Genomic DNA, 24,629 nt, shown 5'->3' on the forward strand with positions numbered 1-24,629 from the left:
TCAAGCGGCTGCCTTACAAGGGTTGTGCGCGGAATCCAAGAGCCTGCGCACCCTCGCCCTCAGGCACGTTGCAATTTCATTGGCTCTGTTCGCGCCAAGCGCAGGAAATGCGCCATAAACGGCTGCGTGGCCTCCTCGATCCGCGTTGCCGCGTAAAGACGTTTGGTCAGCCCCTGCGCGGTGACCGGGCGAGTGATGTAATCGGGCTGGTATTTCACCTCGCGCAGAACCCAGTCGGGCAGCACCGACACCCCGCGCCCCGAGGCCACCAGCATCAAGATCACCGCCGTCAGCTCGACCTTGCGATGCGCCTTGGGTTCGATCTTGGCAGGGGTCAGCAATTGGGTGAAAATGTCGATCCGCGCGCGATCCACCGGATAGGTGATCAGCGTCTGATCCGCGAAATCCTGCGCCTCGACAAAGGGTTTCGCCGCCAAGGGGCTGTTGGCGGGGGCGACCAGTGTCGGCGCGTAATCAAACAGCGGGTTGAACTGCACGCCGGGGATCGTTTCGGGATCGGATGAGATCACGAGATCGACCTCTTCGCGCGCCAGCGCCGGCAAGGCGTTAAAGGCAAGTCCGGGGCGGATATCGACGTCGATTTCGGGCCAGGCGTGGCGGAATTTTTCCAGCACCGGAAAGAGCCAGTCAAAACAGGCGTGACATTCAATCGCGATGTGCAAGCGCCCCGCGCGCCCCGATCGCAGCGCATCAAATTCAGCCTCGGTCGCGGCGATTTCAGGCAGGACGCGCTCGGCCAGTCGCAGCAGCTTCATGCCCGCCGCAGACAGTTTCAGCGGCTTGGAGCGGCGCACGAACAGTTCAACGCCGGTCTGATCCTCCAGCCCCTTGATTTGGTGTGACAGCGCACTTTGTGTTATATGCAGCACATCCGCCGCCCGCGCGAGCCCGCCCGCATCGTGAATCGCCTTGATCGTGCGCAAGTGACGGAACTCGAGATGCATCTTGTGGCTTGGCTCATAACAATTGTGAAGATTATGAGTTTGTCTCACACGGGACGATCTGACACAAGAGAGCGAACGAAAAGGAACGCCGTTATGACCACGCCGAGAATTAGCTTTGAATTCTTCCCGCCCCAGACGCTGGATGCGTCTTTCCGGCTGTGGGAAACGGCGCAGGTTTTGGCTCCGCTTCAGCCCGAATTCGTCTCGGTCACCTATGGTGCAGGCGGCACGACGCGCAAGCTGACGCATGAAGCGGTAGGCGCGATTCACAAAAATTACGGGTTGAATGTGGCCGCCCACCTGACCTGCGTTGAGGCGACGAAAGCCGAGACGATGGAGATCGTGAACGCTTATGCCGATGTTGGCGTCACCGAAATCGTGGCGCTGCGGGGCGATCCGCCCAAGGGTTCAGCCGGCTTCACCCCCCATCCCGATGGGTTCGCCTCGTCGGTCGAACTGATCGAGGCATTGGCCGAAGATGGCCGCTTCACCATTCGTTGCGGCGCCTATCCCGAACCCCACCCCGAGGCCACGGATTCGCTGGCCGATGTGCGCTGGCTCAAGCGCAAGGTCGAAGCCGGTGCCACCAGCGCCATCACGCAGTTCTTCTTTGAGGCCGACACGTTCTTCCGCTTTCGCGATGCCTGCGTGAAAGAGGGGATCGAAGCCAAGATCATCCCCGGCATCCTGCCGATCCAGTCGTGGAAAGGCGCGAAAAAATTCGCCCAAAGCTGTGGCACCTCGATCCCCGCTTGGGTCGAAGAGGCGTTTGAGGCCGCAACCCGCGATGATCGCGAACAGTTGCTGGCAACCGCGCTGTGCACCGAGCTGTGCGACAAGCTGATCGAAGGCGGCGTGGAAGACCTGCAATTCTACACGCTCAACCGCCCGACGCTGACGCGCGATGTCTGCCATGCTTTGGGTGTGACGCCCGAGACGGTTCTCGAAAACGTCGCCTAATAGGGTATCGCCACAATCGCTATCGGGGGGGGGCCGCGCGCCCCCTTTTTCATGCGCGCGCGTTGTGACGCAAGGAAAGTCACGCATTTCCTTGGCATTGGCAAAACTCGCACTAGCCTGTGACGCATCTAACAGGAGACGCCCATGCCCGATCCCATTTACGCCGACGGCCCCGAGGATTTTCTTACGCTCGATGAGGTTCTGAATATTTCAGGGCTCGACTACATCCGTAAGATGGCGGCGGGCGAAGTGCCCTCACCCACCGTGCAGAAACTGATGGCCTACAAGATCACACAGGTCGAGGAAGGCCGTGTCGAGTTGCGCGGCACACCCGCTCATCCGCAAACCAACGGCTATGGCGGCATTCACGGCGGTTGGTATGCGATGGTGCTGGACACCGCGATGACCTGCGCGGTGATCACCGGGCTCAAGAAAGGTCAGACCCAGACCACGTTGGAATTCAAGGTCAACCTGATCCGCGCGATCAAACCGGGCACCGAGGTCATCGCTATCGGCACGCTCGATCACATCGGGCGCTCAACCGGAGTCGCGCGCGGCGAGATCCGGGGCGCGCAGGACGGGCGGCTCTATGCCACCGGGACCACCACCTGTTTCGTGATGACCCCCGGAAGCTGACGGCGCAGGCGCGTGCAGTTCGGGTCGCAAAAGCCGCGGCCGCAGAATCGCGCGCCAGCCTTCTGCGGGTGGCAACGTCACGGTTTCATGCAGCCGCTCGCTTAGATCGCGCCCAACGACTCGCGGCGCGCGCAGCAGGGAAAACTTCCCCCAGCCGCGCCAACTGCCAACCGAGGGCGCGCTGACATCGCGGGGAAAGGCCTCTTGCCAATCTTGCGGCAGTGACAGGCCCAGCGCCTCGGCCTTTTCCAGCATCCAGACCAGCGGGATATTGGCCAACGGGCGCGCGTCCTCGAAATGCGCAAGCTGCCCGCCGATATCGCCATGACAGCCGCGAAACCAGACCTGCTCAATCCGCGAAGCGCCCGTGCCCTCGCAATCCCAGATCAGGGGTTCCAGCACCGAGCGCGTCTCATCCAGCGCCAGCGCCTGATAGCCGTGATGCACGCTTTGCCCCAAAATATCATTGTGAAATCGCGCGCGGCGATCATTCAACAGCCAGAAAAACGGCAGTCGCACACCCAGCGCCGAAACCGTATCAAACGCGCCCACCATCTCTAGCCGCACCGACGGATGACACAGCCCGTCGCGAAAGCCCTGCAGGATCGGCGGCGGCGGCGCGCCCTCATAGTGACGCCACGCCGTTTTCGTGTTGCGCTCAATCGCGGCCTCGGCGCGTAACAAGCCAACCCGTTCGATCATCCCCGCCAGCGAGCGCGCCGCAAACGCTCCGCGCGAATAGCCGATCAGGAAGATCCGGTCGCCGGGGCGGTAACGCATCGCGAGCCAACCATAGGCGCGCAAAATCTGGCGGTTCACCCCCCAACCGAACCACACGTCCGAGGTGTCATGCCATTCCCGCCATTGCAGCCCCTTGCCGTAATAAACCGACGCCGTCGGCGCAGCGCGGCGCAAAAACCGGTAGATGATCCCGATTGAGGTCATCCGGTCCGCGCGCAAACTGCCCAAGGTGCCATCCAGCAGCAGGACATGATCGACCGATCCACGCCCACGCGCGGTTGTGCGCGCCTCCGGGCGGGCTTTGTCGTGCCGACGAAAGACCGACATCATCCTGTCAAACAGTCCCCGCACGACGCCCCCTTCCGAGCCAAATGAAAAACCTTGCCCGACTGAGTGTAAGGCAAGGTTCGTTAATTTTCATTGTCTTTGTCGGAACGCGCCCGTCAGAGCCTAGAAATCAAGGCTCAGCGCCGTGACCACTTCAAGCTGACCAAAGCCATTGAACCGCGTGTTGGTCGCACTGGAATAGGCCCCCATGCCTTGGAAGACGACGAAATCACCCTCGGCCAGATCCATCGGCAGCGCCATTTCGCCGGGCAGACGGTCCACCGAATCGCAGGTCGGACCGAAGACGACACGCGGCTGGCCCGCTTCGCGACGATACTCCCCCTCGGGCGAGATCACCTGAACGCGGTCGATCACACCGATCAGCGGCAGTTCTGCGAGCCCGCCATAGACCCCATCGTTGAGGAACACATGCGCCCCGTCACGCACCGCTTTGACACGCGTGACATGCACGAATGCATCACCGACCAGACCACGACCGGGTTCGCAAACCAGCGCAGGTTGCGCCGCACCAAATGCCTCGCGCGTGACCCGCTTGATCAGCTCGAAAATATCTTCAAGCATCGGTGCCGGACCCTGCGTGCGATGGTTCGGGAACCCGCCCCCGACATTGAGACGCGCGATTTGCACGCCTGCATTCGTGGCGATCTCGGCAGCGGCGCGGATATAGGCATCCCACGCCGTCGGATCGGTGCATTGCGTGCCCGGATGGAAGGTCAGCGAAGGAATGAACCCCGCCGCTGCCGCACGCGACAGCAAGACCGAGGCCAGCTCTGCGGTCGCCCCGAATTTCGCGCCAAAGTTATAGGCAGCCCCCGACACCGGCAGCTTGAAGCGCACCGAGATCTCGCAGCCCTCGGTCGGCACCATCTCGATCAGCTTTTCCAGCTCCGAGATCGAATCCACCGACCACGTTTTCACATTCATCTTCACCGCGAACGCAATCTCGTCACGCCCGCGCACCGGGTTGTGGTAATGCAGCGCAGCAGAGGGTGCGAGCCGACGGATCATCGCGATCTCGGCGGGGCTGGCGACATCAAAGCCACGAATGCCAGCCGCAACCAGATTTTCGACAACCATCTCATCGGGGTTGGATTTCACGGCATAGGTCACCAGACCCGGAAAGCCGCGCATGAAACGACGCGCAGTGGCTTGCAACACGGTCGGCGCAAACACCAGAACCGGATGATCCGGCTGCTTGGTGCGGATAACCTCAACGGGGTTCGCCCAGATCGTTTTCGACAGTCCCATCGGCTTGCTCCTTGCCATATGAGTGGCAGCCACCTCTTGCCCCGAGCGGGTTGGGAGAGCGCTTACGCGTTTCAACCAGTCCGCAGGCAAGGTACGTATGAGCCGCCCTTTTCCTGTCTTTCGATAGTCCGCGATATGCGACACGTTTTCACCAGATGAAAGAACAAAAATGTTGCGAAACTTGGTTAGAATGACGAAAGTGCCGGTCAATTTGTAAGGTATGACCATGGATGAGCTAGATCAGAAGATTCTCGGCCTGCTTTCGGCCGATGCGCGGATATCGCTGGCGACGATGGCGCGCCGGTTGCGGGTGGCGCGATCAACGGCGCAGGCGCGGCTGGAGCGGCTGGAAACCAACGGCGTGATCGCAGGCTACACGGTCAAATTGGGCGAGGCCGCCAAGGCCGCCCGTCTGCGCGCCACTGTCTTGCTGGAGATTGATCTGCGGGTGCAGGCGGCGATCTTGCAAAAGCTGCGCACTCTCCCCGAGATTGAGCGGATCGTCACCTCGTCGGGGCGCATTGACCTGATGCTGCAAATCGCGGCCAATTCGACACCGCAACTCGACAAGGTGCTTGATGTGATCGGCGAGATTCCAGGTGTGCGGGATTCAGAAAGCCTGATCCACCTGACGACAAAACTCGACCGCGCCGTTTAGAACCCTATAGCGGTTTTTCCATATCGCGATGCGGGATGCCCGCGTCGTCGTAATCCTCGCCATAAGCGGTGAAGCCCAAGCGTTCATAAAACGGGATCGCATAGGTTTGCGCCGACAGGTAGGCGCGTGAACAGCCACGGGCTTTGAGGCGCAGGCAAGCCTCGGTGACAAGCGCCGCGCCAAGGCCGGTGCCGCGCGCGGATTTGGCAACGCAGAGCCGCCCGATTTTGCCCGTTGTGCCCGCGATAATCAGCCGCGCCGTGCCGAGTGGGGTTTGCCCTTCATACGCCAGCAAATGAATCGCTCCCGAATCAAGATCATCCCATTCTTCGGGCTCGGAAATGCCCTGTTCCTCGATGAAAACCGCGCGGCGCAATGCGTGACAGGGGGAAATATCGTCAACGGGTTCAATGATCATGCGAAATAATCCTGCAGAATGCGCGTATAGACGCGTTTAAGGGTTTCGATTTGCTCGACCGGAACGCGCTCATCGACCTGATGCATGCGGTCACCTACAAGGCCAAATTCCACCACCGGGCAGTGGTCTTTGACGAACCGGGCATCCGAAGTCCCCCCCGAGGTCGAGAGTTCAGGCGCGACGCCCGTTTCTGCCTGAACCGCGTTCGCGACCAGATCGACAAAGGGACCGGGGGGCGTGACAAAGCTCTCGCCCGATACAGTCGGGTTCAGCGCGAAGGTCACGCCCGACTGATCGGTGATTTTGCGCGCAAGCGCCGTCGCCCAGTCAATCAGCGATGCGCTGCTATGCGCGTCATTAAAACGGATATTCACCGTAGCTGTGGCGCGCGCGGGGATCACGTTATTGGCCGGGTTGGCGCAATCGACCGTCGTGATCTGCACGCTGGAGGGTTGGAAATGCGCGGTGCCGGGGTCGAGCGGTTTCTGCGTCATCTGCCCAAGCAGATCGACCAGCCCGTGCAGCGGGTTTTTCGCGCGATGGGGATAGGCGACATGGCCCTGAACACCCTCGGCTTCGAAGTAGAAAGTCATCGAACCACGTCGCCCGATTTTTATCATATCGCCCATCACCTCGGGGCAGGTCGGCTCGCCCACCAGACAGACCGACATCGTCTCACCCTGAGTGGCCATCCAGTCCAGAAGTGCCAGCGTGCCATCGCGCCCCGACCCTTCTTCATCGCCAGTGATCGCCAAGATCACCGCGCCATCGGGCGGGGTCTCGCGCACGAAATCCACCGCAGCGGCGGCAAAGGCGGCCACACCCGATTTCATATCCTGCGCCCCGCGCCCCCAAAGAACACCGTCTTCGATCTGCCCGCTAAAGGGATCATGACCCCACGCCCGCGCATCGCCCACCGGCACGACATCGGTATGTCCGTTGAACCCGAAACTGCGCGCAGCCCCCTTTGCGCCCCAACGCGCAAACAGGTTGGGCGTGCCGTTGCGATCCACGCGCGCACACTCAAACCCCGCATCTGCCAGCAGGGATTGCAGCAACACCAACGCGCCGCCCTCCTCGGGGGTGACCGAGGGACAGCGGATCAGATCGGCGCTAAGGGCTACGGGATCAATGGTCATTTGCGCTCCTTTTCACTTCGCTCACAGGAGTAAAGCGCAGGCGCGGCGCGGGCAATGGCTGTTGCAACGCCGCCACCTCTGCTCGCAATCGCGTGAGCAGGGGCTCGCAATCGCCATAAAACCTGTCAATATAAAGGAAAATATAAACAGCCCGAGGCAGGGCAACACGAGCAGGGCAAAAGCCCAACATCTGAAACGCGGCCAAACGGACCGCGAAATGCGGCAACGACCGCAAATGTGTTGCGCTGCCTTCGAGAGGCTCGGGGGCAGAAATGGCAGAGTTAACGTATGATCTGAACGCGACCGCAATGGAGATGGCGCAAACCATCTTTGGCAGCGGCGTAACCGTGAATTCGGCAACCTATACGGGAGACTCCCGGTCCTCGGCTATTTATAGCGACGCGGATACGATCTCGCCCGGCGTTGCGCCCTCTGATAGCGGGGTGATCCTGTCCACCGGCTACGCTGACAGCTTCACGCGCAACTCGGGCGATGTGAACGGTTCAACCAGCACCTCGACCGATACCAACGGGCCCAGCGACAGCGATTTCAACGCGATGGCAGGCACGAACACTTATGACGCCTCGATCCTCGATGTGAATTTCACGCCTGTCGGGGACACGATGACCCTGACCTTCGTTTTCGCCTCCGAAGAATATCCCGAATATATCAACTCCAGCTTCAACGACTTCTTCGGGATCTGGGTGAATGGAACGCCCGCGACAGTGAATGTGGGCGATGGTTCGACGTCGGTGTCCAACGTGAACGGGGGCGCCAATGACAGCCTGTATATCGACAATACGGGCGACAGCTATAACACCGAAATGGACGGCTTTACCGTCACCATGTCGGTCACTTTTCCGGTCAATGCGGGCGTGCCCAATACGCTTAAGATCGGCGTCGCGGATGTGTCGGACACGCAATATGACTCCAACGTCTTAATCGCAGCAGACAGCGCGCAAACCTCGCTGATCGCGAATGATGATGACCTGCAACTCAAGCCGGATAAGATCAAGGACTTCGATCTGACGCAGAACGACACGAACACCGCTGCGGGCACGATCACGATCACCAAGATCAACGGGATTGATGTTTCCGCAGGGGATACGGTCACACTATCGACGGGGCAGTCGATCACGCTGAACCCTGATGGCACGGTGAGCATCGATTCCGGCGACGATATCGAGAACACCGCCTTCACCTATACGATCGAAAATTCGGCGGGTGATAGCTCGGTCGGGGTGGTTGATCTGAACGTGGCCTGTTTCGTAGCTGGCACGCTGATCGACACCCCCGAGGGCCTGCGCCCGGTTGAGGCCCTGCGCCCCGGCGATCTGGTAATGACGCAGGACGCGGGCGCACAACCCCTGATCTGGAGCGGTTCAACGACCGTGCCCGCCAAGGACAATTTCGCTCCGATCCGCATTCGCAAAGGCACGTTCGGCGCAAGCCGCGATCTGCTGTTGTCCCCGCAGCACCGTGTCTTGGTGTGTGATCCGATGGCAGAGCTGTTGTTTGACTCTTCCGAAGTGCTGATCGCGGCGAAAAATCTGGTGAACGACACCACGGTCACGCGCTGCGAGGGCGGCATGGTGACCTATGTTCATATTCTCTTTGAGTGCCATCACATCGTGTTCTCCGAAGGCATCGCCACCGAAAGCTTCCTGCCCGGCCCGATGACGATGGAGGGGCTGGAAAGCGCTCTGCAAGCCGAGATCCTCACACTGTTTCCCGAGCTTTGCCCGTTGACGGGCGCTGGCTATGGCCCCCCGGCCCGCCCGCTTTTGCGCAGCTTTGAATCCAGCCTCTTGCACGGGCGCGCCGCATGAGCCGCGCGTCTGGCTGGATTGCCGCGTTCGAGCCCCATCGCGGCCATTACCGTTTCGATGATCGCGTTTTGCCGCCGATATTGGCGCAAGGCACTTTGATGCTGGAATTCACGTTGGTGCGTGGCGAAAGCGGCCCGTTGCCGCTGATCCATCTGGAAAACCGCACGGCTGGTTGGCGCGAGTTTCTCTCGCTGGGACTAGACGCGCAGGGGCGGATCACGCTGATGCAGCGGCGCGGCGATCAGGTGCACGCGGTTTCGCTGGATGCCCGGTCCGAGATCATGACCGGCGGGCGGATGCGTCTAAGCTGGCGTTGGGACGGGCCGGGGCGTGAAAGCCTGCTGACGCTCAAGGCGCTGGATCATGGCACGCTGCGCCAACATTCCGGCCACGCGCCGCTACCGCCCACGCGTGCCGAGGCGCTGGCGCTGGTCGCGGGTGATGATCGCGCCAAGCTTGGTCCGCGCGTGTCATGGCTGGCGCTGGGCGATCATTTGCATCCGCTTGGGCCGGGCGCGTGCTTTGCCCCCGCGACGCCAATCGAGACACCCCAAGGCCCGCGTCCTGCGGCGCATATCTGCGCGGGCGATGAGGTTCTTACAGCCGATGCCGGGCCGCAAAAGGTCGTCTGGGCCGGGCGCGTGACCCTGCCCGCGCTGGGTCATCTGCGCCCCGTTCAACTGCGCGCGCCCGTCTTTGGGGCAACCCGCGACCTCTGGCTGCTGCCACAGCACCGTGTCGCGCTGGGTGGGCCATCGGTGGATTACATTCTGGGCGAGGAAAAGGTGCTGATCGAGGCAAGCCATCTTGTTGATTGCTGCACCGCATTGCAACCCGATCGGCCCGGATTGCTTAGCTGGCACGGGATTTTGCTGGGCGGACACCACCTGCTGATCGCGGATGGCTGCGAGGTGGAAAGCCTGCATATCGGACGACTTGCGCGCCAGCCTCTGTTAGCGGCGACAACCGCTTTGGCCGATCTTGCGCACGCGGGCGCGTTGCCGTTGCACCGCAAGCCTGTCCTCAAAATTGCCAGCGGATATGAGGCCACGACTTTGGCCACTGCACGCCGTCACGGGCGCGGTCCAGTCGCCGCCTAATCCAGTCGCCGGCTAGCCCATCAAGGCGCGACGCACCAGATTGGCCCCCGCCAGCCCCAACAGGATCAGCGTCAAACGGCGAAACAGCACCGGATCAAGGCGATCCTGAGCGCCAAAGCCCAGCCGCATCCCGATCAGCGCCGGCACGACCATCAGCGCCGAAAGCGGCACCGTTTGCGCGTTCAACACCCCCGAGGCGAGATGCGATATCGTCAGGATCACCGCGCCGATCATGAACACCACGCCTTGAATGCGCACGGCCTCCTGCTTGGGCGCGTGGATCGACAGCAGGTACACGATCAGCGGCGGCCCCCAGATGCCGGAAATCCCGCCATAAAGCCCGCCGATAATGCCCAAAACCGTCTCGGTCCGCTTGCGATGATGAACAGGCAGCACCAGTGGCCGCCCCGAGAGCTGCCAGATCGCAAAGGCGACAATCGGCACGCCCAGCAGCAGATACATCGCTTGTTGCGGCAAAATGCGCACGAAGCTGGCACTGATCGGGATGAAGATGATGATCATCGCAATGAAAAGCTGATAGCGCCGGATTGACCCCCACGCCGCCCCCACGCCTTGCCGAAACGCTTGGATCAGGTTGCTCACCAAGGTCGGCAGGATCAACAGCGCCAGCGCGATCTCGGGCGGCAGAAACGAGGCAAAGCTCGACAGCATAATCATCGGCATCGCGAATCCGACCGCGCCTTTGACGAAGCCCGCAAATAGCGTCACCGCCAGCGCCACCCCGATCTGCCAAAGCTCTAACCGTGCCATCGTTCTCTCCCTGCTTGGCTTGCTTTTAGCGGGATTTCTCGGCGCAGCCAGCCCAAGGCCAAAATCGATGTAAAATCACGGAAAGGTTGGAAACTCCGAAAACGGACGCGACATTTTAGGTCCGGAACGTGGCGTCTCGCGCATTTTAATTGCGCTGCGGATGCAAAATACCTATGTACGATGCAACTGCAGAATAGGGAGCCGATTCATGGCACATGACGGGGCCGATATGGTGAAGACGATCATTCTTAATGACCTTCTAACGCTGAGTGAAGCGACCTTGCCCGAACTGGCGGCGCTTGTCTCGGACGCGACCGAAGCCTTGCGCGCCAAGGCCACCAAAGACGGGCGCATTTCCGGCGCCTTGCTGGAAACGCATCAGTATCAGGCCCATGGGCTGGCATGGCTCACGACCTATGAGCAATCGCTCAAACAGCTGCATGGCTGGGCCAAGCGGCTGGCGGATGAGGGCAAGTTCGGTGAGATAGAACAACTGATCCTGCAGATCGGTTTTGGCGAATACCTCGCCCAGATCGCGGGCGGCATCCAGATGAACCAAGGCGAAATGGTGCGCTTGGCCGATATGGAGGTCTCGTGGACCCCGTCCGACGCGGCTGCCACGCTGATCGCCTCGGGCAACTCCAACGGGGCACGCCTGCGTCTGGTTGCGCTGATCCAAGACGTGCAGGGCCGCTCGATCTTTGGTCAATCGGGGCTGGATGACGAGTTAGAAATGATCCGCGAGCAGTTCTACCGCTATGCCGAGGACCGGGTGAAACCCTTTGCCCATGAATGGCACCTCAAGGATGAACTGATCCCGATGTCGGTAATAGAGGAGCTGGCGGAACTGGGCGTGTTCGGCCTGACCATTCCCGAGGAATATGGCGGGCTGGGCCTGTCCAAAGCGTCGATGGCAGTCGTGACCGAAGAACTCTCGCGCGGTTATATCGGCGTTGGCTCGCTTGGCACGCGTTCGGAGATTGCGGCCGAGTTGATCATCTGCGGCGGCACCGAGGCGCAAAAGGAAAAGTGGCTGCCCGGTCTGGCGAGTGGCGAGATCCTGTCCACCGCCGTCTTCACCGAGCCGAATACCGGATCGGATCTTGGCTCGTTGCGCACCCGTGCGGTCAAGGACGGCGAGGATTGGGTCGTGACGGGCAACAAGACATGGATCACACACGCTGCGCGCACCCATGTGATGACGCTACTGGCGCGCACCAACCCCGATTCAAGCGATTACAAAGGTCTGTCGATGTTCCTGGCGGAAAAGACGCCGGGCACCGATGACGCCCCGTTCCCGACGCCCGGCATGACCGGCGGTGAGATTGAGGTGCTGGGCTATCGCGGCATGAAAGAATACGAGCTGGCCTTTGACGGCTTCCGTGTGGCGGGTGAAAACCTGCTGGGCGGTGAAGAGGGCAAGGGCTTCAAGCAACTGATGGAGACGTTTGAATCGGCCCGCATCCAGACCGCAGCGCGCGCCGTGGGCGTCGCGCAATCGGCGCTGGAAATCGGCATGCAATATGCGATTGATCGCAAGCAATTCGGCAAATCGCTGATCGAGTTCCCGCGTGTTGCCAGCAAACTGGCGATGATGGCGGTCGAAACGATGATGGCGCGTCAGTTGACCTATTTCTCGGCTTGGGAAAAGGATCACGGCAACCGCTGCGATCTTGAGGCGGGCATGGCGAAGCTGCTGGGGGCTCGGGTCGCATGGGCGGCGGCTGACAACGCGCTGCAAATTCATGGCGGCAACGGGTTCGCGCTGGAATATCAAATCTCGCGCATCCTGTGTGACGCGCGCATTCTCAATATCTTCGAGGGTGCGGCCGAAATTCAGGCGCAGGTCATCGCACGCCGCCTGCTCGGCTGATCGCGCTTGAAACTTGATGCGGAGGGCGGTGTCCAACGGGCACCGCCCTTTGCACTGGCGGCATCTCAGCCACAGGTGATCGCCCTTGCCGACGGGGCGAACTTGACTTCACCCCCGCCCTCCCCAATTCAATCCTAACCAATCACGTTAGGAGGGCCGTATGCCCCGCACGATCCTCGTCACCGGCATAACCGGGTTCATCGCCAAGAAGATCGCTTATGATCTGTTGGCGCGCGGCGATATTGTGCGCGGAACGTTACGTAAATCCGGACGCAGCCAAGAGGTACGCGCGGCACTTGCGGGGTTGCCGCCCGAGGCCCTGGCACGTCTTAGCTTTGTCGAGGCCGATCTGATGACGGATCGCGGCTGGGCCGAAGCGATGGGCGGCGTGGATGGCGTGATGCACACGGCCTCGCCCTTCCCCCTTAGCAAGCCCAAGGACGAATCCCAGATCATCGGCCCGGCGGTTGAGGGCACCAAACGCGTTCTCAAAGCGGCGCATAAGGCAGGCGTGACGCGTGTTGTGCTGACCTCCTCGATGGAGGCAGTGATGCATGGCGTCACCTCAAACCCGATGACCGAGGCCGATTGGTCCAACCCCGAGGCCCCGACTTGCAGCGCCTATACGCGTTCGAAAATCTTTGCCGAACGCGCCGCTTGGGACTTTGTCAAAGCCCATCCCGAAATGCTGCTAAGCGTGATCAATCCCGGTCTGGTTTGCGGCACGCCGATGGATAAGCACACCGGATCTTCGGTCGCGGTGGTCGAACGGCTGCTGTCGGGGCGCGATCCGATGCAGCCTGATCTGGACTTGCCGGTGGTGGATATCGCCGATGTCTCGGCCTGTCATATCGCAGCACTGGATAGCCCCGACGCGATCAACAAGCGCTATATCTGCGCCGAGAGCTTCGCCAATTTCCGTGATCTCGCGGCAGCCCTTAAGGCCAATTTCCCCGATCGCAAAATCTCGCAACGCTTGGCACCGAAATTCGTGCTCAAGCTTCTGGCGCTATTTGATGCCCAGATCGCACTGATCTTGCCGATGATTGGCAAAAAGATGCATCTTAGCCATACCGCCGCGACCGATGATCTGGGCGTCAAATTCACCCCCGCCGATGAGGCCGTGATCCGCACCGCGCGTTTCCTCGCCGCGAAATGAGGCTTGCACACCGCGGCGATGCGCGCCAAATCTGCGCCTGAACAAGGAGAGCGCAGATGATCCGGGACGCCAAGCCAGACGACGCCGAAGCAATAGCTGAAATCTACAATGACGCGGTGCGCAACACGACCGCGATCTGGAACGATATCGAGATCGACGCGCAGAACCGCCGCGACTGGATCGCGGATCGGCAGGCGGCAGGCTATCCGGTGCTCGTCTGGGAGCAGGACGGCGAGGCCGTGGGCTATGCCAGTTTCGGCCCGTTTCGCCCCCATGACGGCTATCATCTAAGCGTCGAGCATTCGGTTTACGTCCATCGCGATCACCGCTCCGGTGGCAAGGGCGCGCAGATGATGGAGGCGCTGATTATTCGCGCGCGCGAAACCGGGTTTCACGTCATGATCGCGGCGATTGATGCGGCCAATACCGGATCGGTGCGCCTGCATGAGCGGCTTGGCTTTGACCATGTCGGGATGATGCCGCAGGTGGGTAAGAAGTTCGGGCGTTGGCTCGATCTGGCGCTGTTGCAACTGGTGCTGGACGACCGCTCTCAGCCCTGACGCGCCAATAGATCAACCAATCGGTTGCGTGCCTCGGGCAGCGGGCGATTGCCCAGATCGGGTGCCAAACGCTCGCCCAGAAAAAATCCGGTCAGCCGCAACCCTTGGGCAATCTCGGCCCCCGTGGCCGGTCCCTGCCCTAGCAAGAACAGCGGCAGATGCAGTAGCTTGGGCGCCCATTCGCCTGCCGCCTCACGGCTGACAGCCCGCCCCGTGCGCGGGCTGACATAGGCCAGATCGTCGCGTGAACCCGTCACCGCGCATTGGCTCAGATCAAGGCCATAGCCCATTTCCTCAAGCAGCCCCATCTCCCAACGCAAATACTCGGCGGCCCAATCGCCCCCCTCAACGAACAGATCGAACAGCGCCTCGGAGGATGCGAAAACACGCATATGCGCCTCGCGTTCGGGCAGGGTAAAGCGCAGCAGCGCGCAGGTCGCATTCAGCCCCGCCAGTGCTAGGCGATCCGTCAAGATCACCGTGCGGCTTTGCAGCGGCTCGATGGTAAAGCTGCCCAGATGATCCTCAAGCCGCGCCCGCCACGTCGCCGAGACGCGGTTCCCCGGCTGCAATATTCCCACCATTTTGCGTGATGCCCCACCGCGCACCACGCCCGCGTGACGGCCGTGATCGGCGGTGAACAGCTCGACAATCATCGAGTTTTCGCCATGCGGGCGCGCAGACAGAATAGTGCCGTGATCTTGCCAGTCCATCGCGCGACTATCCGCGTCGTGACGTTGCGGCGCAAGCGGGTTCGTGATTTGCGCACGCGGCGCAGTTCGGCCTAGCTTGCGCCCATGACACGCTTATCCCAATACCTCGCATTGCTGATTTTCCTGTGTGAAGTCATTGCCTTCGCCTCAAGCTTCACCACGAATATGGCGGCCCATTCCCATGCTGCGGTGCCGTTGGGGATCTTATGGCTGATGCTGCGCTACTTCACGATCTGGACCAATTCATTGGTCGGGATTTTGTTTGGCGTGATGCTCTGGCGCAAGCGCTTGTTTTCGCCAGCACTTCTGGCGGCCCTGACGCTGTGGATGATTATTGTGGGCGCGGTCTATCACCTGCTGCTGGCGGGGAATGCCGAACTTTACGGCCTCGATTGGTTGGAGAACTTCCTCTATCACACCGCCGCGCCGATCTTGCTGCCGATCTGGTGGCTGCTTTTCGCACCCAAGCGTGCGTTGCAATGGCGAGACGCGGGGCTGTGGTTGATCTGGCCCGCGATCTATTTGGTTTACGCCGTAATCAGGGGGCTTGAGACCGGGTTTTACCCGTATTTCTTTCTCAACCTCACGCAGCTTGGCTGGAACGGACTGGCGATCTGGTGCGCGCAGTTCGTGATCGCGTTCTGGTTGGGCGGGCTCGTAATAGTCGCGCTGGGGCGTGCGATGGGCGGGCTGCGGCTTAGTCGCTAAGCCCCTCTTCATCCAGCAATGTGCGCCCGTCGCGGCTTTCGATTTCGATCACCCAGAGGTCGGGGTCAAAGCTGCGTTGTTTGGCGATGCTCGCATCCACCTCGGCCTCGGGACCATCGTGCAGCAGCATCCATGCGCTGGCCCCCGTCATCAGATCAATGCGTCGTTCATAGCTTTGCGCCGTGCCGTCAAGACGTGCGCATTTCACCAGTACCGCGCCGGAGCTTTGCTGCCCATGCGCGGTCACATAGCCCGGGATATTGGCCAGTTCCAACCGCTTGAGATAGGCGCGCACCCACAGATCGGTCGTGAGCCGCGCCGCCATCTCAGTTGCCGTCCTTGAAATCGAGGCCCATTTCCGAATAACGCTCGGCATCCTCCAGCCAGTTCGGGCGCACCTTGACTTGCAGGAACAGATGCACGGGGCGGTCGAGGAATTCGATCAACTCCATCCGCGCCGCTTTAGAGATCGCCTTGATCGTCTCGCCCTTGTGGCCAAGGATGATGCCCTTGTGGCCATCGCGCGCGACGTAGATCAGCTGATCGATCCGCACCGAGCCATCTTCGCGCTCTTCCCAATTCTCGGTCTCGACGGTGAGCTGGTAGGGCAGCTCTTCGTGTAGCCGCAGCGTGAGCTTTTCGCGGGTGATTTCCGAAGCGATCATGCGCAGCGGCAGATCGGCAATCTGGTCTTCGGGATACAGCCACGGCCCCTCGGGCATCTCGCCTGCCAGCCATTCCTTGAGATCGGCCACGCCATGCCCACGTTCGGCGGAAATCATGAAGGTTTTGGCAAACTCGAATTTCTCGTTAAGTTGCGCCGCAAGGCCCAGCAGCGCCTCGGATTTGACCTTGTCGATCTTGTTGATAGCAAGCGCCACGCGCAGACCTTCGCGCTCTTTGAGCGCCTCCAGAATGGCCTTGCCACCCTCGGTCAGGCCGCGATGTGCCTCGATCAGCAGCACCACGACATCAGCGTCCGCCGCCCCGCCCCAAGCCGCCTGCACCATCGCGCGGTCCAAACGTCGGCGCGGGCGGAAAATACCGGGCGTGTCGACGAACACGATCTGGCTTTGACCCTGCATCGCCACGCCACGGATGCGCGCACGCGTGGTTTGCACCTTATGCGTCACGATCGAGACCTTGGCCCCCACCATCGCATTCAGCAGGGTGGATTTTCCGGCATTGGGCTCTCCGATGAGGGCCACGAAGCCAGCGCGTGTCGGGTTACTCATTCGCTCTCCTTCAGCCGCGCCAGCAACGCCTTGGCAGCGGCCATTTCGCCCTGACGCTTGGAGCCAGCCTGCGCCGTTTCGCGCGCGCCGTTGTCCAACAGGGCTTCAATGGTAAATTTCGGGGCATGATCGGGGCCGGAGCGGCCCGTGATCTCATATTTTGGCGGGGTCAGGCCGCGCGCCTGCGCCCATTCCTGCAAGGCGGTTTTCGGGTCGCGCGCGTCTTCTTCGACAGCATCCAGCCGCTCCCCCCAAAGGCGCAGGATCAAATCACGCGCGCCCTCAAATCCGGCATCAAGATAGACGGCGGCAATCACCGCCTCCATCGCATCGCCCAGCAGGGCCTGCTTGCGACGCCCGCCGGTCATCATCTCGGATCGGCCCAGTTTAAGCACCGCGCCAAGGTCAATCTGGCGCGCCACATCCGCGCAGGCCTCTTTGCGCACCAACGCGTTGAAACGCGGCGCCATCTGCCCCTCGGACGCGGCGCGATCCGCCAGAAACAGAGCCTCGGACATGACCAACCCCAACACCCTGTCGCCCAGAAACTCAAGGCGTTGGTTGTCAGGTCGCGTGGCCGTGGAAATCGAGGAATGCGTCAGCGCGCGCAGTAAGGTTTCGGGCCGGGTGAAGGTATACCCCAACCGGCCCTGAAAGGCCTTGATCTCTGCGCTCAGCTTCAATTGATCGCCTTGAAGAAGCGATCCGACCGCCACGTCCAGAAGTAGAACAGCGACCGTCCGGCAGACGAGAACATGATCCGGTCCGCGCGCCCGACCAGATTGGCTGCGGGCACATAGCCGACACCGCCGACCGCTTGCGAGAAACGGCTATCCTCGGAATTGTCGCGGTTGTCGCCCATGAAGAAATACTCGCCCTCGGGCACCGTGAAGACCGGGGTGTTATTGGCATAGCCGCCATCAGTGATCTTGAGGATCTCGTGGCTCACGCCATTGGGCAGCGTTTCGATATAGCGGTGTTTGATGCAGGTATCACCCTCGCCCACGGGCGCGTTGGCACAGCGCGGCATCAATTGCTGCGGGCCTTGCGGTGCCATCACCTCGGTGAAATCGCCATCCGGCGTCTCTTTGACCGGCTTGCCGTTGATATACAGCAACCCATCGGTCACCTGAATGGTATCGCCGGGCATCCCGATCAAACGCTTGATGAAGTCGACATCTTTGGTCGGGTGGCGGAACACCACGACATCACCACGCGTGGGCGCGCGATCAAGAATACGCCCTGTGATCGGGCAGGCCGAGAACGGGCAGGAATAGCGCGAATAGCCGTAAGCCATCTTGTTGACAAACAGGAAATCGCCAATCAACAGCGTGTCTTTCATCGAGCCCGAGGGGATCCAGAACGGCTGAAAAAACAGCGTGCGAAACACGCCTGCGATCAGCAGCGCCCAGAAAATCGTCTTTACGGTTTCCCAGATCCCACCTTCGGTTTTCGTTTTCGCCATCTGCCCTGCCCTTATGAATTCTCGCCCTCCTTACCCAGCCTCACGCCCGAGTCAAGAAAGCTTGCGCGCCTCGATCACCACAAAGGCCTGTGCCCAAGGGTGGTCATCGGTCAATGTGACATGCACCAGCGCCTCGTAACCCTCTGGCGTCATGTCCGAAAGTCGATCTTCCGCCCAGCCGGTCAGATGCATCACCGGCTGCCCCGTTGGCAGATTTGTGACTGCCATGTCTTTCCATGAAATCCCCATGCGCAGCCCGGTGCCCAACGCTTTGGAACACGCCTCTTTCGCGGCCCAGCGCTTGGCGTAGGTGCCTGCCACGTCGCGCCGCCGCTCGGCCTTGCGCTGCTCGACCTCGGTAAACACCCGATTGCGGAAGCGATCACCAAAGCGGGCAAGCGTGCGCTCGATCCGCTCGATATTGGCCAGATCGGTGCCGATGCCAAGGATCATTCAGCCCGCCTTTGCTTTCTTGCGTTGCTCGACCTTGAGAATATTCTTCGCGCCCATCGCGAAAAAGAAGCGGTTCAACAGGAAGATGACGACAAACAGCACCGCCAAGACCACAGCCATCACGCCAAGAATGGTGGGCTCGAACAGGCTCTGGAGTTCGTCTTTCATCTCAGGAAAGATGGCAAAAGCCGCGACTGCGAACAGGATCGAAAAGACGAATGCGATCACCACCGAGCCGCGCGCAAATTGCCAGCTTTCCGATGTCTCCGGCATCGTTTCGCGATCTTTGGCGAAAGTCATCCCGGCGACCAGCGCCGCAAACATGGCGGGCGCGATGCTGACAAACGAGGTGTATAGATCGACGCCGGAAAAATACCGCACAGCCCCAAGAATGATCGGCAGCCCGATAGAAAGACCGACGAACCAGCCGGTATAAATCCAGTAATATCTTTTCATCTCAAATGCCTTTCTCGGTTTGAAAGCTTATCCCCGCGCCGTGACCATCAGCTTGCGCATATGCACGATTGCGGGGGCGAGGCCGGTAAAAATTGCCTCGGCGATCAGGAAGTGGCCGATATTGAGCTCGCGGATTTGTTTGATCGCGGCAATCGGTGCGACCGTGTCGTAGGTCAGCCCGTGGCCCGCATGCACCTCAAGCCCAAGGCTGTCGGCATAAGCTGCGCCCGCTTTAAGCGCCTCTAGCTCAACGTCACGCGCCGCGAAATCGCCCGCATGGTGCATGTCGCAGTAATGGCCCGTGTGCAGTTCGATCACCTGCGCGCCGATCTTGGCAGAGGCCTCGATTTGCGCGGGATCGTGGCCGATGAACATCGACACGCGAATGCCCGCTTCGACCAGCGGGGCGACGAAATCGGTCAGCCGCGCCAGATCGCCCGCCACGTCAAGGCCGCCTTCGGTCGTCACCTCCTGGCGCTTTTCGGGCACGATGCAGCAGGCGTGCGGGATATGGCGCAGCGCGATGGTCTGCATTTCAGGCGTCGCGGCCATCTCGAAGTTCAGCGGCACCTTGATGCCCGCCATCAGCGAGTCGATATCACCATCGCGAATATGACGGCGATCTTCGCGCAGATGCGCAGTGATGCCATCCGCCCCCGCCTCTTGCGCCATCAGCGCCGCACGCAGCGGATCGGGATAGGACGAGCCGCGCGCGTTCCGGATCGTTGCGACATGATCGATATTCACGCCAAGGCGCTGGGTTTTGGGCATGGGAGGTCTCCGCGTTCAACTTGGCCAGAGTATGCCCGTCTGCGCGCGCGGGGAAAAGAGCGCGATTGTATCAATATCAGAAGGGGCACTCTGCGCTGAAACTCAGGTGAACACCGCCATCGGGGTGGCGAAAGCGTAAAGATTCCGCATGCAGCATTAGGCGCGGGAAATCACGCGCCGGTCCTTCGGCATAAAGCGGATCACCTAAAATCGGGTGGCCCAGCTCTGTCATATGCACGCGCAACTGGTGACTGCGCCCGGTCAGCGGCATCAGGCGGATGCGCGTGGTGCCGTCTTCATGGCGCATCACCCGCCAATCGGTCTGCGCCGCGCGCCCGTTTTCAAAATCGACATGCTGGCGCGGGCGGTTGGGCCAATCGACGCAAAGCGGCAGATCGACCGTGCCTTCCTTTTGCGCCAACTCGCCCCAAAGCCGCGCCTGATAGACCTTCTTGGTCTGGCGTTTCTCAAATTGCAGCCCGAGATGGCGTTGCGCATGCGGCGTCAGCGCATAGACCATCACGCCGGACGTGTCGGTATCGAGACGATGCACCAGCAGCACCTGAGGATGGATCGCCCGCAAGCGGCTTAGCAGGCAATCCGCCTTATCCGGTCCCTTGCCGGGAACCGACAGCAGCCCCGCCTGCTTGTCGACCACGAGAACCTCGTGATCGGCATGCAGAATGCGCGGGGCGTCTTTGGGGGGATCATAAGTATAGCTCATCGCGCGGAGATGCACCGCAGCGCCCGCGCGGTCAAGTCAGAGCGCGGCAAACACATCGCGCAGGATCGCCTCCAGCGCGTCTCCATCTTCTTGCGTGAACGCATCGGGCTGATTGCTGTCGATATCAAGCACCCCGATCACCCCGCGCTGTGCAAACACCGGGATCACCAGTTCTGAGCGCGTGGAACTGGCGCAAGCAATATGACCGGGGAAGGCCTCGACATCGGGCACAAGCTGCGTCTGCCCCGTGCGCGCCGCCGCGCCGCAGACGCCGCGCGCAAAGGGGATCACCAGACAGCCATGCCCGCCCTGATAGGGGCCGATTTTCAGCAGTTCGGGTTCGGTCACACGGTAGAACCCCGTCCAGTCAAAGCGATCATCGCTATGATGGATTTCACAGGCCAGCGTCGCCATCAGCGCGACCTCATCGGTCTCGCCTGTCGTCAGTGCCGCGATGTGCTTGGCCAAATCTTCGTAATCAACCTTCATGGACGTTCAATCGCGATGGCCGTGCCCTCGCCCCCGCCGATACAAATCGCCGCAATCCCGCGTTTCAATCCGCGCTTTTCCAGCGCGTTAAGCAACGTCACGATGATACGCGCCCCCGAAGCGCCGATCGGGTGGCCCAGCGCGCAGGCGCCGCCATTCACGTTCACCTTGTCATGGGGCACGCCCAGCTTGTGCATGAAGGCCATCGGGACCACGGCGAAAGCCTCGTTCACCTCCCAAAGGTCAACATCCTCGACCGACCAACCCAATTTTTTCAGCAGTTTCTCAATTGCGGGGACGGGCGCGGTCGGGAACTCGGAAGGCGCTTGGGCGTGGCTCGCATGGCCCAGGATGCGCGCGCGGATCGTCAGGCCCTCGGCCTGCGCGACCTGTTCCGAGGCCAGCACCAGCGCCGCCGCGCCATCCGAGATCGACGACGAATTCGCCGCCGTCACCGTGCCGTCCTTGCGAAAGGCGGGCTTGAGCTGCGGGATCTTGTCGGGGCGGGCGTTAGCGGGCTGCTCATCCGTGCCCACAACCGTGTCGCCCTTGCGCGATTTGACGGTCACGGCTGCGATCTCATCCGCGAAAGCGCCCGACGCCTCTGCCTCCAAAGCGCGCGACAGCGAGGCCAGCGCGTAATCGTCCTGTGCCTCGCGGGTGAATTGAAACGTCTGCGCGCAATCCTCGGCGAAGGTGCCCATCAGACGGCCCTTGTCATAGGCGTCCTCCAGCCCGTCCAGGAACATGTGATCGATCACCTGCGCATGGCCCAGTCGCGCCCCGCCCCGCATCTTGGACAGCAGATAGGGGGCGTTCGTCATGCTTTCCATGCCGCCCGCGACCATCACACCGGTATGCCCCAAAGCAACCTGATCAAAGGCGATCATTGTCGCTTTCATCCCCGAGCCGCACATCTTGTTGAGCGTGGTCGCGGGCACCTCCTCGCCCAAGCCCGCCGCGAAACCGGCCTGACGCGCAGGAGCCTGCCCCTGACCCGCTGGCAACACGCAGCCCATCAGCAGTTCTTCAACGCGACTCGGCGCCACGCCTGCACCCGCAAGCGCCGCCGCAATCGCCACACCGCCCAGATCCGAGGCGCTCACATCGGAAAAAACGCCCTGCATTCCGCCCATCGGTGTGCGCGATGCGCCCACGATCACCACATTTTCCATGTCCATCTCCCAAAATTCTGCCCACGGATACCGAATGGTAAGCATTGGCGTCTAGCCTGCATTCAGAAATCTTGCTGCGGGAGCCGTAGATGAACCTCTTTTCCGAAGCCTATGATGGCATGCTTGTGGTCCATGTCGATGAGCCACGCCTCGATGCTGCTATCGCGATCCGCTTTAAAGAGCAGATGCGCGAAGTCACAGTGCAACCCGCGCCTCGGGTCATTCTGGACATGTCGAAAATCGAATTTCTGGACAGTTCCGGGCTGGGTGCGGTGGTGGCCGTGATGAAATCCCTCGCGCCGCACCGACAGTTGGAACTGTGCGGCTTGACCGGGAATGTCGACAAGGTGTTTCGCCTGACGCGCATGGACACGGTGTTTCGCATTCATCCCGATCTGGACACTGCACTGAACTCGGGGCGGAAATATGCGTGATACATCAACTGGGGAAGGCCCTGCGCCACGGCCCGACGCAGCGCCGCCCCCCCGCATTTTTCACCTAAGCTTTCCAGCCAGCGCAATTTCGGTGCGCAGCTCTTTGCGCGCTGCACTAGCCCGATTCGCGCGGGTTATGACGCCGGATGAGGCGGGCACGCTGGAACTGATCCTGGCGGAAGTGTTGAACAACATCGTGGAACATAGCTACCGAGATACCGGGGTGGGCACGATTACGTTGTCGATGGTGCGCGATACGCAGGGGCTTAGTTGCTCTGTCAGTGACGATGGTGTGCCATTGCCCATGACCTGCCTGTCCCAGACGGATAACAAAGATTCCAGACCAAGCCCCGAAAGCCTGCCTGAAGGTGGTTTTGGCTGGTTTCTTATCCGCGATCTAGCAACCAATCTGGGCTATACGCGCGATGGTAACCGCAATCTTCTGGCGTTCCGCTTGCCGCTTGCGCCGATGTTGGTACGCGCGGCGGGATAGCGCAGGTCAGTTAAGCTGAAACTGTAGCGGATAGGTGCCATTGTCGAAATCGCCAAACAAATCCGGCACGTCAGGGTGGCTCACCGGCTCTCCGGTGCGATCTGCGATAAGGTTTTGTTCCGACACATAAGCGACGTAAAAGCTGTCATCATTCTCGGCGAGCAGATGATAGAACGGCTGTTCTTTGCTTGGGCGCACGTCTTCGGGAATCGCCTCATACCACGCCTGCGAATTGGAAAAGACCGCATCGACATCAAACACCACACCCCGGAAGGGGTGCTTTCGGTGCTTTACGATCTGACCGATATGATATTTCGCCTGAGAACTGTGCATTGCGACCCCTCTTTCTCCATTACTAAAATGTGAAGCCCCATGATGTCCACATTTGTGCCGCATTTTTGCCGGAAACAGTCTGTGCCGCCGAATCGAACAGTCTTTGCAAATCCCTGAACCTTTGCGGTTTCCGAAACGGGAAAAACAGCCTAATATGGCTGTAAATAAGCCGTTAGAGCAAAGAAGAGCAGTGATGAAAAAAATTCTCGCCCTTGGGCTGGTGTTGGTGATTGCCGCGTGCGGTGGCCCGCCGAAACCGCCGCGTAACCTTGATGACGCCTGCGCACTCGTGCGTGAACGGCCGCAATACTACTCTGCTATGCGCAGGACCGAGGCCCGATGGGGCGTACCGGTCGCCGTGCAGATGGCCACGATCCACCAAGAAAGCAAGTTCGACGGCAATGCCAAAACGCCCAACCGCTTTGCGTTGGGGATTATCCCGATCGGGCGTCAAAGCTCGGCTTACGGGTATAGTCAGGCGCTTGACGCGACTTGGGATGAGTATCGCAAAGACACCCGCAGCTTTGGTGCCAAGCGCAATCGCATCAGCGACGCCACCGATTTTATGGGCTGGTACATGGATGGCACGACTAAGCAGCTTGGGATTTCCAAATCGGATGCGCGCAACCAGTACCTCGCTTATCACGAGGGGCGTGGCGGGTATTCGCGCGGCACACATCGCTCAAAAGCGTGGCTTCTGGCAGTGGCAAATCGCGTCGCGGCCCGCGCGCAGATGTATGAGATTCAGCTAGAAAGCTGTCGTCGCTAAGCGATG

30 protein-coding genes are annotated in these 24,629 nt (G+C 60.9%); 12 read left to right on the plus strand and 18 right to left on the minus strand.

The features are described from left to right. Window positions 1-59 precede the first annotated feature (59 nt). Window positions 60-965: a LysR family transcriptional regulator gene (locus DT23_RS16485; RefSeq protein WP_038133020.1), complete on the minus strand. Its 906-nt coding sequence runs from the start codon at window positions 963-965 to the stop codon at window positions 60-62. Between the two features lie 93 nt (window positions 966-1,058). Here DT23_RS16485 and metF point away from each other — a divergent pair, with 93 nt between their 5' ends. Beyond that, a complete protein-coding gene (metF, locus tag DT23_RS16490; RefSeq protein WP_038133021.1) occupies window positions 1,059-1,925 on the plus strand; it encodes a methylenetetrahydrofolate reductase [NAD(P)H] in 867 nt (288 codons plus the stop codon). 144 nt (window positions 1,926-2,069) lie between these two features. Further along, window positions 2,070-2,561, plus strand: a complete 492-nt coding sequence (locus tag DT23_RS16495) for a PaaI family thioesterase (protein ID WP_038133024.1) — start codon at window positions 2,070-2,072, stop codon at window positions 2,559-2,561. Here the strand turns inward: DT23_RS16495 and DT23_RS16500 are convergent. Both DT23_RS16500 and DT23_RS16505 read right to left on the minus strand, forming a co-directional pair. Beyond that, on the minus strand, window positions 2,463-3,653 hold the full coding sequence (locus DT23_RS16500) for a DUF2235 domain-containing protein (protein ID WP_240473649.1): 1,191 nt from the start codon (window positions 3,651-3,653) through the stop codon (window positions 2,463-2,465). The two genes, DT23_RS16495 and DT23_RS16500, sit on opposite strands and share 99 nt — an antisense overlap. Before the next feature lie 99 nt (window positions 3,654-3,752). After that, entirely contained in the window at window positions 3,753-4,898 is a 1,146-nt protein-coding gene (locus DT23_RS16505; RefSeq protein ID WP_038133026.1) for a type III PLP-dependent enzyme, read from the minus strand. Window positions 4,899-5,124: 226 nt separating this feature from the next. Between DT23_RS16505 and DT23_RS16510 the strand changes: the two genes are divergently transcribed. Continuing rightward, entirely contained in the window at window positions 5,125-5,556 is a 432-nt protein-coding gene (locus tag DT23_RS16510; protein ID WP_038133131.1) for an Lrp/AsnC family transcriptional regulator, read from the plus strand. 4 nt (window positions 5,557-5,560) lie between these two features. On the opposite strand, the gene DT23_RS16515 is transcribed toward DT23_RS16510, so the two are convergent. Beyond that, window positions 5,561-5,974 carry a GNAT family N-acetyltransferase gene (locus DT23_RS16515; RefSeq protein WP_038133028.1) on the minus strand — a complete coding sequence of 138 codons (414 nt, stop codon included), beginning with the start codon at window positions 5,972-5,974 and terminating at the stop codon, window positions 5,561-5,563. Continuing rightward, a complete protein-coding gene (gene dapE / locus DT23_RS16520) occupies window positions 5,971-7,113 on the minus strand; it encodes a succinyl-diaminopimelate desuccinylase (RefSeq protein ID WP_038133031.1) in 1,143 nt (380 codons plus the stop codon). Before dapE ends, DT23_RS16515 begins: the two co-directional genes overlap by 4 nt. 272 nt (window positions 7,114-7,385) lie before the next feature. Here dapE and DT23_RS16525 point away from each other — a divergent pair, with 272 nt between their 5' ends. Both DT23_RS16525 and DT23_RS16530 read left to right on the plus strand, forming a co-directional pair. After that, entirely contained in the window at window positions 7,386-8,942 is a 1,557-nt protein-coding gene (locus DT23_RS16525; RefSeq protein WP_038133033.1) for a choice-of-anchor L domain-containing protein, read from the plus strand. Continuing rightward, window positions 8,939-10,042 (plus strand): Hint domain-containing protein, encoded by a 1,104-nt coding sequence (locus DT23_RS16530; RefSeq protein ID WP_038133034.1) that lies wholly within the window; start codon window positions 8,939-8,941, stop codon window positions 10,040-10,042. The genes DT23_RS16525 and DT23_RS16530 overlap by 4 nt, the downstream gene beginning before the upstream one ends. A 12-nt stretch (window positions 10,043-10,054) precedes the next feature. Here the strand turns inward: DT23_RS16530 and DT23_RS16535 are convergent, their stop codons facing one another. Beyond that, window positions 10,055-10,813, minus strand: a complete 759-nt coding sequence (locus tag DT23_RS16535) for a sulfite exporter TauE/SafE family protein (protein WP_038133036.1) — start codon at window positions 10,811-10,813, stop codon at window positions 10,055-10,057. A gap of 208 nt (window positions 10,814-11,021) precedes the next feature. Between DT23_RS16535 and DT23_RS16540 the strand changes: the two genes are divergently transcribed. The 3 genes from DT23_RS16540 (at window position 11,022) to DT23_RS16550 (ending at window position 14,405) form a co-directional block, all read left to right on the plus strand. Beyond that, window positions 11,022-12,686 (plus strand): acyl-CoA dehydrogenase family protein, encoded by a 1,665-nt coding sequence (locus tag DT23_RS16540; protein WP_038133038.1) that lies wholly within the window; start codon window positions 11,022-11,024, stop codon window positions 12,684-12,686. 160 nt (window positions 12,687-12,846) lie between these two features. Beyond that, on the plus strand, window positions 12,847-13,845 hold the full coding sequence (locus tag DT23_RS16545) for an NAD-dependent epimerase/dehydratase family protein (RefSeq protein ID WP_038133039.1): 999 nt from the start codon (window positions 12,847-12,849) through the stop codon (window positions 13,843-13,845). 56 nt (window positions 13,846-13,901) lie between these two features. Then, window positions 13,902-14,405, plus strand: coding sequence for a GNAT family N-acetyltransferase (locus DT23_RS16550; protein WP_038133040.1), 504 nt, complete (start codon window positions 13,902-13,904; stop codon window positions 14,403-14,405). On the opposite strand, the gene recO is transcribed toward DT23_RS16550, so the two are convergent. Beyond that, window positions 14,396-15,118, minus strand: coding sequence for a DNA repair protein RecO (gene recO, locus DT23_RS16555; protein ID WP_038133041.1), 723 nt, complete (start codon window positions 15,116-15,118; stop codon window positions 14,396-14,398). The genes DT23_RS16550 and recO overlap by 10 nt on opposite strands. 84 nt (window positions 15,119-15,202) lie before the next feature. Between recO and DT23_RS16560 the strand changes: the two genes are divergently transcribed. Beyond that, window positions 15,203-15,826: a Pr6Pr family membrane protein gene (locus DT23_RS16560; RefSeq protein WP_051697380.1), complete on the plus strand. Its 624-nt coding sequence runs from the start codon at window positions 15,203-15,205 to the stop codon at window positions 15,824-15,826. Here the strand turns inward: DT23_RS16560 and DT23_RS16565 are convergent. The 10 genes from DT23_RS16565 to DT23_RS16610 form a co-directional block, all read right to left on the minus strand. Further along, on the minus strand, window positions 15,816-16,151 hold the full coding sequence (locus tag DT23_RS16565) for a DUF1491 family protein (protein ID WP_038133043.1): 336 nt from the start codon (window positions 16,149-16,151) through the stop codon (window positions 15,816-15,818). The two genes, DT23_RS16560 and DT23_RS16565, sit on opposite strands and share 11 nt — an antisense overlap. Before the next feature lies 1 nt (window position 16,152). After that, window positions 16,153-17,061: a GTPase Era gene (era, locus tag DT23_RS16570; protein WP_038133044.1), complete on the minus strand. Its 909-nt coding sequence runs from the start codon at window positions 17,059-17,061 to the stop codon at window positions 16,153-16,155. Next, the gene (gene rnc, locus DT23_RS16575) at window positions 17,058-17,744 is read right to left on the minus strand and encodes a ribonuclease III (protein WP_038133045.1); all 687 of its coding nucleotides are present in this window, start codon (window positions 17,742-17,744) and stop codon (window positions 17,058-17,060) included. The genes era and rnc overlap by 4 nt, the downstream gene beginning before the upstream one ends. After that, the gene (lepB, locus tag DT23_RS16580; RefSeq protein WP_038133047.1) at window positions 17,741-18,526 is read right to left on the minus strand and encodes a signal peptidase I; all 786 of its coding nucleotides are present in this window, start codon (window positions 18,524-18,526) and stop codon (window positions 17,741-17,743) included. Before lepB ends, rnc begins: the two co-directional genes overlap by 4 nt. 51 nt (window positions 18,527-18,577) lie before the next feature. Further along, window positions 18,578-18,979 carry a holo-ACP synthase gene (gene acpS / locus DT23_RS16585; protein WP_038133048.1) on the minus strand — a complete coding sequence of 134 codons (402 nt, stop codon included), beginning with the start codon at window positions 18,977-18,979 and terminating at the stop codon, window positions 18,578-18,580. Next, the gene (locus DT23_RS16590; protein WP_038133050.1) at window positions 18,980-19,435 is read right to left on the minus strand and encodes an ABZJ_00895 family protein; all 456 of its coding nucleotides are present in this window, start codon (window positions 19,433-19,435) and stop codon (window positions 18,980-18,982) included. Window positions 19,436-19,462: 27 nt separating this feature from the next. After that, window positions 19,463-20,206 (minus strand): pyridoxine 5'-phosphate synthase, encoded by a 744-nt coding sequence (locus tag DT23_RS16595; RefSeq protein ID WP_038133052.1) that lies wholly within the window; start codon window positions 20,204-20,206, stop codon window positions 19,463-19,465. 76 nt (window positions 20,207-20,282) lie between these two features. Continuing rightward, window positions 20,283-20,930 (minus strand): pseudouridine synthase, encoded by a 648-nt coding sequence (locus tag DT23_RS16600; RefSeq protein WP_038133055.1) that lies wholly within the window; start codon window positions 20,928-20,930, stop codon window positions 20,283-20,285. A gap of 36 nt (window positions 20,931-20,966) precedes the next feature. After that, the gene (locus tag DT23_RS16605; RefSeq protein WP_038133057.1) at window positions 20,967-21,419 is read right to left on the minus strand and encodes a GAF domain-containing protein; all 453 of its coding nucleotides are present in this window, start codon (window positions 21,417-21,419) and stop codon (window positions 20,967-20,969) included. Beyond that, window positions 21,416-22,594: a thiolase family protein gene (locus DT23_RS16610; RefSeq protein ID WP_038133058.1), complete on the minus strand. Its 1,179-nt coding sequence runs from the start codon at window positions 22,592-22,594 to the stop codon at window positions 21,416-21,418. Before DT23_RS16610 ends, DT23_RS16605 begins: the two co-directional genes overlap by 4 nt. An 89-nt stretch (window positions 22,595-22,683) precedes the next feature. Here DT23_RS16610 and DT23_RS16615 point away from each other — a divergent pair, with 89 nt between their 5' ends. Beyond that, window positions 22,684-23,028, plus strand: coding sequence for an STAS domain-containing protein (locus tag DT23_RS16615; protein WP_038133059.1), 345 nt, complete (start codon window positions 22,684-22,686; stop codon window positions 23,026-23,028). Next, entirely contained in the window at window positions 23,021-23,521 is a 501-nt protein-coding gene (locus DT23_RS16620) for an ATP-binding protein (protein WP_081847268.1), read from the plus strand. The genes DT23_RS16615 and DT23_RS16620 overlap by 8 nt, the downstream gene beginning before the upstream one ends. A gap of 6 nt (window positions 23,522-23,527) precedes the next feature. On the opposite strand, the gene hspQ is transcribed toward DT23_RS16620, so the two are convergent. After that, on the minus strand, window positions 23,528-23,854 hold the full coding sequence (gene hspQ / locus DT23_RS16625) for a heat shock protein HspQ (protein ID WP_038133061.1): 327 nt from the start codon (window positions 23,852-23,854) through the stop codon (window positions 23,528-23,530). Between the two features lie 193 nt (window positions 23,855-24,047). On the opposite strand from hspQ, the gene DT23_RS16630 reads away from it, so the two are divergent. Continuing rightward, on the plus strand, window positions 24,048-24,623 hold the full coding sequence (locus DT23_RS16630) for a transglycosylase SLT domain-containing protein (protein ID WP_038133062.1): 576 nt from the start codon (window positions 24,048-24,050) through the stop codon (window positions 24,621-24,623). The last annotated feature ends 6 nt before the right edge of the window (window positions 24,624-24,629 follow it).

The sequence above is a fragment of the Thioclava indica genome (genome assembly GCF_000714545.1).
Classification (GTDB): Bacteria; Pseudomonadota; Alphaproteobacteria; order Rhodobacterales; family Rhodobacteraceae; genus Thioclava; species Thioclava indica.